This window comes from Amycolatopsis sp. NPDC104863, from assembly GCF_055582965.1.
Genome location: NZ_JBVJOW010000003.1, coordinates 1,030,968 through 1,043,146, shown reverse-complemented (window position 1 = coordinate 1,043,146; position 12,179 = coordinate 1,030,968). Strand labels below are relative to the sequence as shown.

At 70.6% G+C, this 12,179-nt stretch carries 15 protein-coding genes; 9 read left to right on the top strand and 6 right to left on the bottom strand.

The window, feature by feature from the left end; genetic code table 11:
- Positions 1-65: 65 nt before the first annotated feature.
- Complete coding sequence (locus ACZ63J_RS20940; RefSeq protein WP_465402371.1) at positions 66-995, bottom strand: patatin-like phospholipase family protein; 930 nt, start codon at positions 993-995, stop codon at positions 66-68.
- A 22-nt stretch (positions 996-1,017) separates the two neighbouring features.
- On the opposite strand from ACZ63J_RS20940, the gene ACZ63J_RS20935 reads away from it, so the two are divergent.
- Together ACZ63J_RS20935 and ACZ63J_RS20930 are read left to right on the top strand one after the other, a co-directional pair.
- Positions 1,018-1,599, top strand: a complete 582-nt coding sequence (locus ACZ63J_RS20935) for a TetR/AcrR family transcriptional regulator (RefSeq protein ID WP_465402372.1) — start codon at positions 1,018-1,020, stop codon at positions 1,597-1,599.
- Between the two features lie 72 nt (positions 1,600-1,671).
- The gene (locus ACZ63J_RS20930) at positions 1,672-2,439 is read left to right on the top strand and encodes an SDR family oxidoreductase (protein WP_465402374.1); all 768 of its coding nucleotides are present in this window, start codon (positions 1,672-1,674) and stop codon (positions 2,437-2,439) included.
- Here ACZ63J_RS20930 and ACZ63J_RS20925 read toward each other — a convergent pair.
- Together ACZ63J_RS20925 and ACZ63J_RS20920 are read right to left on the bottom strand one after the other, a co-directional pair.
- Positions 2,421-3,482 carry an NAD(P)/FAD-dependent oxidoreductase gene (locus ACZ63J_RS20925; RefSeq protein WP_465402375.1) on the bottom strand — a complete coding sequence of 354 codons (1,062 nt, stop codon included), beginning with the start codon at positions 3,480-3,482 and terminating at the stop codon, positions 2,421-2,423. The two genes, ACZ63J_RS20930 and ACZ63J_RS20925, sit on opposite strands and share 19 nt — an antisense overlap.
- Positions 3,479-4,972, bottom strand: coding sequence for a LodA/GoxA family CTQ-dependent oxidase (locus tag ACZ63J_RS20920; RefSeq protein ID WP_465439563.1), 1,494 nt, complete (start codon positions 4,970-4,972; stop codon positions 3,479-3,481). The genes ACZ63J_RS20925 and ACZ63J_RS20920 overlap by 4 nt, the downstream gene beginning before the upstream one ends.
- Positions 4,973-5,135: 163 nt before the next feature.
- On the opposite strand from ACZ63J_RS20920, the gene ACZ63J_RS20915 reads away from it, so the two are divergent.
- The 5 genes from ACZ63J_RS20915 to ACZ63J_RS20895 are packed head-to-tail and all read left to right on the top strand — an operon-like array spanning position 5,136 to position 7,468.
- Entirely contained in the window at positions 5,136-5,507 is a 372-nt protein-coding gene (locus ACZ63J_RS20915; RefSeq protein WP_465402379.1) for a hypothetical protein, read from the top strand.
- A gap of 7 nt (positions 5,508-5,514) precedes the next feature.
- Entirely contained in the window at positions 5,515-5,670 is a 156-nt protein-coding gene (locus ACZ63J_RS20910; protein WP_465402381.1) for a hypothetical protein, read from the top strand.
- Positions 5,667-6,032, top strand: coding sequence for a hypothetical protein (locus tag ACZ63J_RS20905; RefSeq protein ID WP_465402383.1), 366 nt, complete (start codon positions 5,667-5,669; stop codon positions 6,030-6,032). The genes ACZ63J_RS20910 and ACZ63J_RS20905 overlap by 4 nt, the downstream gene beginning before the upstream one ends.
- A gap of 13 nt (positions 6,033-6,045) precedes the next feature.
- Positions 6,046-6,348: a hypothetical protein gene (locus tag ACZ63J_RS20900; protein ID WP_465339849.1), complete on the top strand. Its 303-nt coding sequence runs from the start codon at positions 6,046-6,048 to the stop codon at positions 6,346-6,348.
- A gap of 28 nt (positions 6,349-6,376) precedes the next feature.
- Entirely contained in the window at positions 6,377-7,468 is a 1,092-nt protein-coding gene (locus ACZ63J_RS20895) for an ATP-binding protein (protein WP_465402385.1), read from the top strand.
- Here the strand turns inward: ACZ63J_RS20895 and ACZ63J_RS20890 are convergent.
- Positions 7,444-8,124 (bottom strand): hypothetical protein, encoded by a 681-nt coding sequence (locus tag ACZ63J_RS20890; RefSeq protein ID WP_465402387.1) that lies wholly within the window; start codon positions 8,122-8,124, stop codon positions 7,444-7,446. The genes ACZ63J_RS20895 and ACZ63J_RS20890 overlap by 25 nt on opposite strands.
- A gap of 202 nt (positions 8,125-8,326) precedes the next feature.
- Here ACZ63J_RS20890 and ACZ63J_RS20885 point away from each other — a divergent pair, with 202 nt between their 5' ends.
- Complete coding sequence (locus tag ACZ63J_RS20885) at positions 8,327-8,932, top strand: MerR family transcriptional regulator (RefSeq protein WP_465339846.1); 606 nt, start codon at positions 8,327-8,329, stop codon at positions 8,930-8,932.
- Positions 8,933-8,965: 33 nt separating this feature from the next.
- Here the strand turns inward: ACZ63J_RS20885 and eno are convergent, their stop codons facing one another.
- Positions 8,966-10,249, bottom strand: coding sequence for a phosphopyruvate hydratase (gene eno, locus ACZ63J_RS20880; protein WP_465402389.1), 1,284 nt, complete (start codon positions 10,247-10,249; stop codon positions 8,966-8,968).
- 235 nt (positions 10,250-10,484) lie between these two features.
- On the opposite strand from eno, the gene fbaA reads away from it, so the two are divergent.
- Positions 10,485-11,516 carry a class II fructose-bisphosphate aldolase gene (gene fbaA / locus ACZ63J_RS20875; protein WP_465402390.1) on the top strand — a complete coding sequence of 344 codons (1,032 nt, stop codon included), beginning with the start codon at positions 10,485-10,487 and terminating at the stop codon, positions 11,514-11,516.
- 6 nt (positions 11,517-11,522) lie between these two features.
- Here the strand turns inward: fbaA and ACZ63J_RS20870 are convergent, their stop codons facing one another.
- Positions 11,523-11,963, bottom strand: coding sequence for a PTS mannitol transporter subunit IIA (locus tag ACZ63J_RS20870; protein ID WP_465402392.1), 441 nt, complete (start codon positions 11,961-11,963; stop codon positions 11,523-11,525).
- Positions 11,964-12,179: the final 216 nt, after the last annotated feature.

Below are 12,179 nucleotides of genomic sequence, written 5' to 3'. Positions count from 1 at the left end.
CCGGGTCGCGACGGCCGGTCCCGCGGCGGCGGTCAGGGATTCGTAAGACTCGCTTCCGGTCCGGCTCAGTCGTGCCACCAGGTCAGCAGTTCCGGCGCCAGTGCACGCGCCTGCGCCGCGCCCGCGTCGGCCGCGATGGCGATGAACCGCGGATCGATCAGATCCATCGGCGCGGAGAAGAAGGGTTCCGCGACGACGACGCGCACCCGGTGACCACGCTCGGCCAAGTAGGCCTCTTCGCGCCCGAGGTCCCCAGCCGCCGGGGGTGCCACGACCAGCACCCGGTGATCACGCTCGGCCAGGAAAGCCTCTTCCCGCCCGAGGTCCCCGGCCGCCGCGACCAGCCCCCGGCCCGGTCCCGCGGTGTTCCCGGCCACCAGGTCGGCGTTGGTGCCGCTCCGCACTCCGCCGTCCAGCCAGATCCCGCCCGCCACCGCGACCGGCGGAGCGACCCCGGGGGCCGCGGTGGAACACGCGACCCCGACGGCCAGGGGAAGGCCGTCCCGGGCCGACCACACCCGCACCCGGCCGGTGCCGGCGTCCACCGCCGTCATCCGCAACCGCGGCGGCCACGCGCCCGCGGGCAGCATCGCCTGCCACAGGTCGGCGGCCTGCTCGGCGGAAATCGGCGGCATCGCCGCGATGGCGGCCCGGCCGATCTCCTCGGCGGGGCCGGCTCCCGTCCGGGTGCCCGCCACGAGCGTGGTGAACAGGCCGGTGTCCGGACGCCCGGCCGAGGTGTTGCCCGCGTGCCAGGCCGCGCGCTGGTGCATCAGGGCCGGCACCTCCGCGAGGCCGTCCGGTTCGCCCGTCAGCCAGGCGCCGACCACCGAGCCGGCCGACGTCCCGAGCACATCGGAGTCGTCCAGCGGGACCCCGGCCGCGCGCAACCCGGTCAGCAGGGCCGACGTCCACGACGCCCCCGCCGGCCCACCGCCGCCCAGGACGAGCGCCGGGGAAGCCGACGATCGCTGACTATGTCGTCCGTCATACATGCCCGCAGAGTACACTTCGGCCATGGCTCGACGTACGGACACCAAGCAGCGCATGGTCGGGGCCGCCCGCCAGCTCATCCGCGAACACGGCTACAGCTCGATGGCGCTGTCCGACGTGGTCGAGCGCAGCGCCGCGCCGCGCGGGTCGATCTACTACCACTTTCCCGAGGGCAAGGTGCAGATGGCCACCGAGGCGGCCGAGGAGCACACCCGGGAGCAGGTCGACCTGATCAACCGGCTCGCCGAGGAAGCGGACACGGCCGAGGACCTGGTCCGGGCCTACGTCGAGGTGGCCCGCAAAGGCATGCAGGACAGCGGTTACGGCCGCGGCTGCACGATCGCCCCGCTGGTGATCGAGGTCGGCGAGTCCTCCGAGGAACTGGGCGCCGTCAGCCGGCGCGCGTTCTTCCTGATGGTCGAGACCCTGGCGCTCCGGTTCGTGGTGTTCGGCGCGGACCCGGCCGGCGCCCGCGAGCTGGCGCACGCGACGGTGGCGGGCGTCGAGGGAGCGCTGGTGACCTCACGCGCGTTGCGCGGCCCCGAGCCGTTCGACGCGGTCCGGGACGTCCTGGCGAGCCGCGCCCACACGCTCACCCGCGGCTGATTTTCCCGAGTCGCCCGGTCGCCAGTCTTCAAATTATGTCGGCCGACATACATACGTGCTAGCGTGGTTTTCATGCCTTCGATCCTCATCACCGGCGCCTCCCAGGGAATCGGCCGCGCCACGGCCCTGGAGCTCGCCCGCCGCGGTCACCACGTCATCGGCACCGCCCGCGATCCCGAAAGCCTGGCCGACCTCCCGATCGCCGAGCGGCTCCGGCTCGACGTCACCGACCAGGCCGGCGTCGACGCCGCGATCCAGGCCGCGGGCCCGATCGACGTCGTCGTCAACAACGCCGGCGAGACCATGCGCGCCCCGCTGGAGACGGTCCCGGTCGCCGAGGTCGCCCGGCTCTTCGACCTGAACACCCTAGGTGCGCTGCGTGTCGTCCAGGCCGCCCTGCCCGGCATGCGGGAACGCGGCTCCGGGCACCTGGTGTTCCTGTCGAGCATCCAGGGCCGGATGGTGCTGCCGATCATCGGCCCGTACGCGATGAGCAAGTGGGCGGTGGAGGCGATGGCCGAGGCACTGGCCATCGAAACCGGCCACTTCGGCGTGAAGGTCAGCCTGGTCCAGCCGGGAGTGGTGACGACCAACGGCGGCGCGAAGGCCAGGACGTACCGCACCCCCGACGACCCGTACGGCCCGCTGTTCGACGAGCTGGTCAAGACCCGCGGTGAAGTTGTCACCCCGGAGGAGGTGGCGACGGTCGTCGCCGACACGATCGAGCGGGAGAACCCGCCGCTGCGCGTGACCGCCGGGCCGTCCGCCGCGAAGGTCCTGGCTGCCCGCAAGGCCGCCCCCGAGAACGAGATCTTCCTGCCCTACGACCTCGACTGGTGACCGCTGCGGCGGGCTTCCCAAAACTCGGCGCGCGGAAACCGGGTCTCCCGTCCGTAGACCGCCGAGTACTGCCGGGCGTAGTCCGCGGCAAGGTCGTCGACCAGGTCCGCATACCCCGACCGGTCACCGGTGAGCAGTGCGTCCGCCGCCGCGTTTGCGGTCCGCAGGGCCGAGGTGACGCCGCCGGAAGACAGCGGGTCCATGGCCAGCGCCGCGTCGCCGACCGCCAGCCAGCCCGGGCCCGTGCACGGGTGCAGCCGGTGGGCCGCCGCCGTGACCACGTGGACCGGACCCGCCGCCGGGCCGGCCACGACCTGCCGGACGTGGCTCGCGCCCGCCGCCGCGGCCGTCCACCCGGCCGGGGTGCCCAGCGCCAGCCGCGCCGCTATCGGTGCGTCGGTGAAACAGGCCACCGTGCGCCGGCCGTCCGGCAGGGGGGCCGCGTACCACCAGCCGTGTTCCACCGCCTCCACGAACGTGTCGCCGGGCAGCTCGCCCAGCCGTGTCGGGAACGTCCTCGCGGCGCAGACCAGCCGGTCGGACCGGATCTGCCGGGCGCCGAGCCCTCGTGAGATCCGCGCGGCGCGCCCGGTGGCGTCCACGACCACGTCCGCCCGGGCCGGGATCGCCGCGTCGATGAGGAACCCGCCCGGCGCGGGGCACACCCGGCGCACCTTGGCCGGGAACACCGCCACCCCGCTCTCCTTCGCGACGTCCGAGAGCATCCGGTCGAAGCGCGCCCGGTCGACGTGCCAGCCGTTGCCGTAGGGGCAGAAGAGAAACGACCGGGCCGACACCTCGTCGGCGCCCCAGACGGCCGTGGTTTCGTAGGACGCCACGGCTTCGAGCGCCGTGAACTCGGCCCAGACCCGCAGCTCGCGCAGCACCGGATTGACCGACGGCGGCAGGGTTTCGGCCACGCGCGTCCGGTCGTCCGCCGGAGGTGCGTACAGCCCGACGTCGACACCGCGGCGGGCCAGCCGGAGCGCGGTCACCGCGCCGGCGGGGCCGCCGCCGACCACCGCGACCTCCAGGGACTTCATCGGTCGTCCGGAGCGCGTTCGGTCTCGACCAGGCCGTCGTGCTGCCGGATGACGAACCCCAGCTTCGTCCAGCCATCGGCGACGAACTCCGCCCGGCTGAACCCGCGTCTCCATTTTTCGCGTGGGGCCGCCGCCGGCGAGCCCGCCACCCTGACTTCGTCCGGCCGGGCGCCGGGCCACCAGAAGTGTTCGCAGGCTTCGAAGTCGGCCTGCCACGGCAACGTCATGTTCGCGGTGACCTCACCGGGCAGGACTGCGCGGCCCTGGCGGAGCCGGAACGACGGCCGTCCGTCCAGTGTCCGCACCGATTCGTACTTTTTCGGCTGCAACAGGAACTTTCCTGCCTCGATCCCGGGGCAGAGCGGGCCGCCGACACAGTTCTCCAGCGCTGCCTTGTCCATTCCCTCGGGGGTGACCGGACCCGACACCGGCGGCCCGCCGGTCCAGGCAGCGTTCCACCGGGGCCTGGCCTCCTTGTCTCCCCGCGCCCACTTCGCGACCATGCACTTCTGCGTCAGTGTCAACTCGAGGTCCAGGTCGGCCGGGTCGAGCTTCGACCTCAGCATCGGCATGTGCCCGGTCCCGATCTGGTCGACCCGCTTGGCGATGGCGGCCTTGGCCGGTCCGTCGACCGGGTGCCGGAAAACGTGGTGCAGCCGGGTCTTGCCGTGGTCTTCGGTGCTGTACGCGCTCGCGTTGACCCCGCCCGCGTCGATCGCCGCCTGGATGATCGGATAGATGTCGTCGACGTAGGAATGCCGGGCGGACGCCGCCGGCGGAGCCAGTTCCTGGAGCATTACGTCCCAGAGCCGGACCGCGTGGATGACCGGCGGAGCGAACTTCGGTGGCGCGACAATCACCCAGGCGCCGGCCACGTCGTGCGCTTTGCCCTCGATCTTCACCCGGGCGGTGACCGGGCCGTCGGAGATGTCGTCGTACCAGTCGTCGCTGTCGCCGCTGGGAGCGAGCGGTGCTCCGGACGGGGAGCCGGCGGCGCCGAACCCGCCCAGCACCAGCAACCGGCCCGCCTCGTCGGTGCGGATCGCGCCCAGCGGGACCCGCTCGGCGCGGTGGCCTTTGAGCTTGAACACCCCGGTGTCGAAGAGCGCCTCCTGCCCGGTCCCCCTGACGGTTCGCGACCCGGGGTCGATCTCCAGATCCTTGAGCTCGTCATCCGAATAGCCACTGTTCCGGGTCGACGCGGAATCGAACTTCCGGGCCGCCGCCTTGGCGTTGACCAGGTGCACGGTCCATTCGATCTCGACCCCGGCCCCCGCGACGAGCTCGAACGCCGTGTGGTGCTCGTCGAAGGCGAACAACCGGAACCGCGCGGCCTGGCGCTTGATCCGGCCCCACTCGTCCTTGTATTTCCCGTCCGCCGGCGCCCCGGTGTCCCACTTCCGTTCGGGACCGACGAAGAATCCGGTTTCACTGTTTCCCACCCGGGCGATACCGATGGCGGGATGGATTCGAATCTCGGTAATGTTCACGGCGCACACCTCGAAAGAAAATCATCGGAAACGATTCGACGCGCTGCTTCTTCGAAACCCTGAGTCGGCGGCCGGGCGGGAACGTTACATCGGCCGAACCGGCCTGTATCAGCGGCGCCGCCCGCGGCTCTGACCAAGCACAGGGACCGGCGAAGGAGAGAGCATGACCGACAGTGGTCACCGGGTCGTCGGCGTCGGCGATCCGATGCTGCACGAGACTTTGCGGTGGTTGACCAGGATGTTCGACGGCATCAAGATCAGACCGCGGCCGCGGAGCGTCAAGGTCGTCGACCTCGAGGAAATCATCCGGTACTTCGTCGAGAACCATCCGGGCGACCCGAAGATCACCGCGGGCGCGCTGCTCCGGCTGCCCTTTCCCAAAGGCCACTTGCTCTTCCAGATCTTCCTCGACGACGCCGACCGCATCTGCCTCGACGAAAGCGGTCATCCGCACGGCCGGCGGCTGGTTGCGAAGTCCCTCGGCCCCGAGCTCGGCCGGCGGCTCGCCGAAGCCGACCTCGTCATCTTCCGATAGGACCACTATGTCGACAACCACGATCGCCGTGTCCATCTCCGTCGGCGCCGGGGCGGCGCTGGCGCTGATGTTCCTGGTGTTCCTGCTGACCACAAAACGAAGAAGGGCCGCCAGGAGAGTCAGCCTGGCCGGTCTCAAGTCATGGTTCCGGCGAAGGGGATGACGGTGATGGAACCCATTTCACTCAGCTTGGCGATCGCGTCGTTCGTCGGATCGGTCGTCGTGGCTCTCGTGGTTTTGACCCTCCGAAAGATCGTCGACTGGTTCACGGCGCGCCGGCGTATCCCGCAGCGCGACCGCGATGTGATCGGGGTCGTCCTGGCCAAACGGCTGAACAACCGCAACTACGTGGAGGTGCCGGGCGTCTTTTCCCGCACCAGCGCGAGCACCCAGATCGTGCAGGCGATCTACGACCGGCGAAACGGCACGGTGCTCGACGCGCGGGCGGTCTCTTCCCCGGCCACTTCCGACCAGGACCTGATCAGGAAGACGAACGAAGGCGACGGAATGATCGTCTTCACCTAGAAAGCCGGGGGAAATGGAACCGATCACACTCATCCTGCTCGCTCTGCTCGCCGGCGCCGGGACCGCGGCGGCCGCCGTTGTCGTCGAAATCCTGTCCTGGCGGGCGGTCGACAGTTACATCGCGTCCCGGTCGGCGGCCAGGGGCTCGGCCGAAATCATCAAGAACCGGCTGGCGACCGGCCGGTACCAGGTGGTCGTCGGCGTCTTCTCCCCGCTCGGGGTCAAGGTCGCCACGCAGTCGTGGGACGCGCAGACCCTCGACCCGGCCCTGCACAACCGCTTCGGTGGCACGAATGTCATCACGATCAGGACCTGACCGCGGTCCGGAAGACGGGAGAGCCCAGGTGGAACCGAGATCGTCCGACTTCTTCTTCGAGGGCACGATTCCGAACGCCGGCCCGACCGACCTGGCGATGTTCCGCGTGCGGCTGTTCGAGCTGATCTCGACCATGGCCCGCCGGAACCGGACCGGCCCCTTCGCGATCACGGCCGGATACGGGTCCCGGCAGCCTGCTCCGGCCCCGCCCGAGCGCGCCCAGGCCGCGCCGAAGACCGAACCCCGCGCCGCGGTCCTGACCCCCGCCCAGCCCAAGTGGCGGTTCGACCAGCTGGTCCTGCCCGGGGAGACGACCGAGCTGCTGCTCGACTGCGTCGCCTTCGTCGAGGTCGCGCCGACGATCTTCGACCGGTGGAACCTCCGGTCGATCGAGCCGAACCCTTCGGTCGCGATCAACTTCCGCGGCCCGCCGGGCACCGGGAAGACGATGGCGGCGCACGCCGTGGCCCACCGGCTGAACCGCGGCATCATCACGAGCAGGCTGTCCGACCTGGAGAGCAAGTACCACGGAGACGGCCCCAAGAACGTGGTGAACCTGTTCCGGTCCGCCGCCACGCAGAACGCCGTGCTGTTCGTCGACGAGGCCGAGTCCCTGCTGTCCCGCCGGTTCTCCCAGCCCGACCAGGCGGCCGAAAGTGCCATCAACTCCATGCGGACGGAACTGCTCATGGCTCTCGACTCGTTCGAAGGCCTGGTCATCTTCGCCACGAACCTCCAGGGCAGCTACGACACGGCGATCTCGTCCCGGCTCACACACGTCGACTTCGGCCTGCCCGGGCCGGAAGCCCGGAAAGCCCTCTGGCGCAACCACCTCCCGGACGAGCTTCCGCTCGCCGCGGACGTCGACGTGGACACCCTCGCGAAGATCGACGGGGTGACCGGCCGGGACATCAAGGAAGCCGTCCTGCGCGCGGCCGTCGCGGCGGCCCGGCGCGGACTGCCGGCGTTGCCGATGGATCTGCTGACCACGCACGTCCGGCAACGCTTGTCCGCCGGCGCCGAGGAAATCCCGTCGAGCTCCGTCGACCTGGCGGCGACCAAAGCCGAGATCGACGCCCGGCTGGCCAGCCGGGCTCAGGGCCGCGACGGGGCGACGTAGGGACGCAACGCCGTCGCGAGGTCTTCGTCCGCCACGACCTCGGCGACCGCGGCGTCTTCCGGCGCCGCCGGGTCGACCCGGTCGGGGCAGAACAGGTCGACCGGGGTGCGGTAGGCGCTGCTGTCCAGCTCGAAACTGCCGACCAGGGCGGCGGTGCGCGCTTGCCGCACTTCGTAGCGGTATCGCAGGCGGTACACGGCGATCGCGCCGACGCCGCCCTGGTACGGCCCGCAGCTGTAGCCGACGCTCCGGGCGTCGACGGAGATCGGGTACTCGCACACGACCAGCTGCACCTTCGCCGCGTAGATGGCACCGTGGCGGCCGTCTTGAACCTGCCGTCCGCTCGGATCCGAGCTGGGTTCGGGCACCGGTTCCCACGCCGCCGGAAGCTTCGGCGCGAACGAGCCCCACAGCAGCCGGTGGCCGTCGCGCGGGTCGGGATAACCGGACGTCGCCTTGATCAGGGTGGCGAAGCGAGTCCCCGGGCCGGGGAAGGACGCACCGTCCTTGTTGTACGGCGCCGGTTGCTCCGAGGGTCCGGGACACGGGCGTGCCGGCGGCTCCTCGGTCCCGCATGCGGTGACGACGCTCGCGGCCAGGAACAGGCCGGCGAGCACCACACTCCAGCGACCGCGAGCACGCACGACCCGACGCATCGGACATCCTCTCGGCCAGACCCGGGTTGACGAGAAGACTCTCACGGAGCGCCGGGGACCCCTCCCGGCTGCTGCAGCGCGCCGCGAAATGTGGTCATCCCACCAGACTTCGCGACCTGCGCTGGGCCATCGCGGGCCGCGCGCGGTTCACTGGGCTCTCCCGTGCGAACGGGTGCGAGAAGGGGTACCGGCGACCATGCGGATGGCTGAACTCAGCGCGGAATCGGGTGTTCCGGTCGCGACCATCAAGTACTATCTGCGCGAAGGCCTGCTGCCCGCCGGGCGGCGGGTCGGGCACAACCAGGCGCAGTACTCCCCCGAGCACGTGAAACGGCTGCGGCTCGTCTGCGCGTTGCGCGAGATCGGGGGGCTCTCGCTGGCCGAGGTCGCGGACGTTCTCGCGGCGCTCGACGCCGGCCGGGAAGCTCCCGTCGTGCTCGGTGTGGCGCAGGACGGCCGCGTGCACGTCCGGCCGGTCGCCGAGACCGCGCGCGACTGGGCGCTCGGCCGCGTCGCCGAGCTGCTGGGCGCGCCGGTCGACGACACCGACCCCGCCGTCGCCAACCTGGTCACCGTCCTGGCCGTCTGCCACGGCCTCGACCACGGCGCGATCTCCGGCCGGCTCGCCGAGTACGCCGACCTGGCCCGCGCGGTCGCCGCCGTCGACGCCGCCCTCATCAACGACGTCGGCCCGGCCCGGCGGCCCGGCGAGACCGCGCTCATCACGACCCTGCTCGGTGAACGGCTCTTCGCCGGGCTGCGCCATGTCGCCCTCGTCGACGTGCTCGCCGCGCCGGCGCAGGCCTGACGCCGGGACCCGCGGTCCCGGCGCCGGCCCGGCTCAGCGCTGCCGGCTCAGCGGCGCGCGGCCCGCGTACCGCGCCGACCGCCCGAGGTCCTCCTCGATCCGCAGCAGCTGGTTGTACTTCGCCGTGCGGTCGGTCCGCGACAGCGACCCGGTCTTGATCTGCCCGCAGTCCGTGGCCACGGAGAGGTCGGCGATCGTCGTGTCCTCGGTCTCGCCGGACCGGTGCGACAGCACGACCCCGTACCCGGCCCGGGAAGCGACCTCGACCGCTTCGAGCGTCTCGGTCAGCGTGCCGATCTGGTTGACCTTCACCAGGATCGCGTTCGCCACCCCCTGCGCGACGCCGTCGGACAGCAGGCCGACGTTGGTGCAGAAGACGTCGTCCCCGACCAGCTGCACCTCCTCCCCCAGCGCCCGGGTCACCAGCTGCCAGCCGGCCAGGTCGTCCTCCGCCATCGCGTCCTCGATGGACGCGATCGGGTACCGGGCCACCAGTTCGCGCAGGTAACCGGCGTGCTCGGACGCCGACCGCTTCACGCCTTCGCCGCGGTAGTGGTAAACGCCGTTCTGGTAGAACTCCGACGCGGCCAGGTCCAGCATCAGCGCGACGTCGTCCCCAGGCACGTACCCGGCCTGCTCGATCGCCCGCACCACGAACCCCAGTGCCTCGTCGGCCGTGTCGAGCTGCGGGGCGAACCCGCCCTCGTCCCCGACGTTCGTGTTGTGCCCGGCGTCGCGCAGGATCCCGCGCAGCGTGTGGAACACCTCGGCCCCCATGCGGACCGCGTCCGCGAAGTTCGACGCGCCGACCGGCGCGATCATGAACTCCTGGAAGTCGATGCCGTTGTCCGCGTGCGCGCCGCCGTTGACGATGTTCATCATCGGGGTCGGCAGCAGGTTCGCGTCGTCGCCGCCGAGGTGCCGGTACAGCGGCAGCACGTGCGCCTGGGCGGCCGCCTTCGCCACCGCCAGCGAAACCCCGAGGATGGCGTTCGCGCCCAGGCGGGCCTTGTTCGGCGTGCCGTCCAGCTCGATCATCGCGCGGTCCACCGCGGCCTGCGACCGCGAGTCGAGCCCCTCGACCGCGTCGGCCAGCTCGCCGTTCACCGCGGCGACCGCCTTCGACACCCCCTTGCCCAGGAAGCGGTGCGGATCACCGTCACGCAGCTCGACCGCTTCCCGCGTGCCGGTCGACGCGCCCGACGGCACCGCCGCCCGTCCGAACGAACCGTCGGCGAGCTCGACGTCGACCTCGACGGTCGGGTTGCCGCGGCTGTCCAGGATCTCCCGGCCGGTGACTTGGACGATGGCAGTCATTTCTCTCCTCAGCGCACGACGGAGTCGTACTTCGGTTCCAGGGAAGGCCGGCGGGACGAACACGGCACGGCCGGGACGACGTCGTCACCTGCCACCGGCCGGACCGGTACTCCCTGTCTACCCGGCCGCCACTGGGGAAAACCCCAGCATCACCCCGCACGAGCACCGCCGGGCCCGGCCGCTGGGCTAGCGTTCCGCCGGAAACCCACCCCCGAGTCCGAAGTGGAGCCCGACGATGCCCATCGCCACCCCCGAGGTCTACCGAGAGATGCTCGACCGGGCCAAGGGAGGCGAGTTCGCCTACCCGGCCATCAACGTGACCTCGTCCGAGACCGTGAACGCCGCCATCCGCGGGTTCGCCGAGGCGGAGAGCGACGGCATCATCCAGTTCTCCACCGGCGGCGCCGAGTTCGCCTCGGGCCAGAAGGTCAAGGACATGGTCGTCGGCGCGACCGCCCTCGCCGAGTTCGCCCAGGTCGTCGCCGCGCACTACGACGTCAACGTCGCGCTGCACACCGACCACTGCCCCAAGGACAAGCTCGACGGGTTCGTCCGGCCGCTGATCGAGATCTCGGCCGAACGGGTCAAGAACGGCCAGAACCCGCTGTTCCAGTCCCACATGTGGGACGGCTCGGCCATCGACCTCGACGAAAACCTCGAGATCGCCACGGAGCTGCTCGCCAAGACCGCCGCCGCGAAGATCATCCTCGAGGTCGAGATCGGCGTCGTCGGCGGCGAAGAGGACGGCGTCGAAGCCGAAATCAACGAGAAGCTCTACACCGCCGAAGGCGACTTCCTCAAGACGATCGACGCCCTCGGGTCCGGCGACCGCGGCCGCTACCTGCTGGCGGCGACGTTCGGCAACGTCCACGGCGTGTACAAGCCGGGCAACGTGAAGCTGCGCCCGGACGTGCTCAAGGGCGGCCAGGAAGCGGCGGCCAAGAAGCTCGGCCTGGACGCCGGCTCGAAGCCGTTCGAGCTGGTCTTCCACGGCGGGTCGGGTTCGCTGCCGGAGGAGATCCGCGAGGCGGTGTCCTACGGCGTGGTGAAGATGAACGTCGACACCGACACGCAGTACGCGTTCACCCGCCCGATCGTCGACCACTTCTTCAAGAACTACGACGGCGTCCTGAAGATCGACGGCGAGGTCGGCAACAAGAAGGTCTACGACCCGCGCTCGTACCTGAAGGCCGCGGAGGGCGGGATGGCCGCCCGGATCGTCGAGGCGTGCGAAGCCCTCGGTTCGTCCGGCACCCGCCTGAAGTAGCCGGGTTCACGCTTCACGGAGGATCCGGGTGATCTCGTCCGGGTCCTCCGTGGCGCGCAGGACGTCGAGGTGGGTGGGGTGGACGAGCAGCGCGGTGATCCGGCAGAGGATTTCGACGTGCTCGGCGGCCGACGCGGCGATCGCGATACAGAGTGAAACTTCTTCGTCTTCCCAGGGAATGGGAGTAGCGAACCGCGTGAACGACAGGGACGGGTTCACCAGCAGGTAGTCGTGGACGTGCAGGGCGTGCGGAACCGCGATTCCGTGCCCGAGGTACGTCGACGCCCGGCGTTCGCGCGCGTGCAGCGAGTCACGGTATCCCGTGTGGACGGACCCGGTCTCTTCGAGTGACTTCCCTATGTGCGCCAACGCTTCCCAGCGGCTTCCGGCGCGGACGCCGAGGTCCACCGAGCACACGGAGAAGGGCAGCGCTTTTTCGTTCGGCATGGGTTTCGTTCTTTCGGGAATCCGGAACGGACGGTCAGGGTCACGTCGTCGTGCGCACACACCGTACGTCACGGGAAGAAGATCCGGCGGCGAGCCGGGCGCGCGTCACACCATTCCCGGCTCATGGGAATTTCCCCCGCAATGAATCTTTTCGCCGTTGTCAAGCGATTCCGCCGGTTTCCACGGAAAACCGGGTCCGGAACCGCCCGGCCGGGC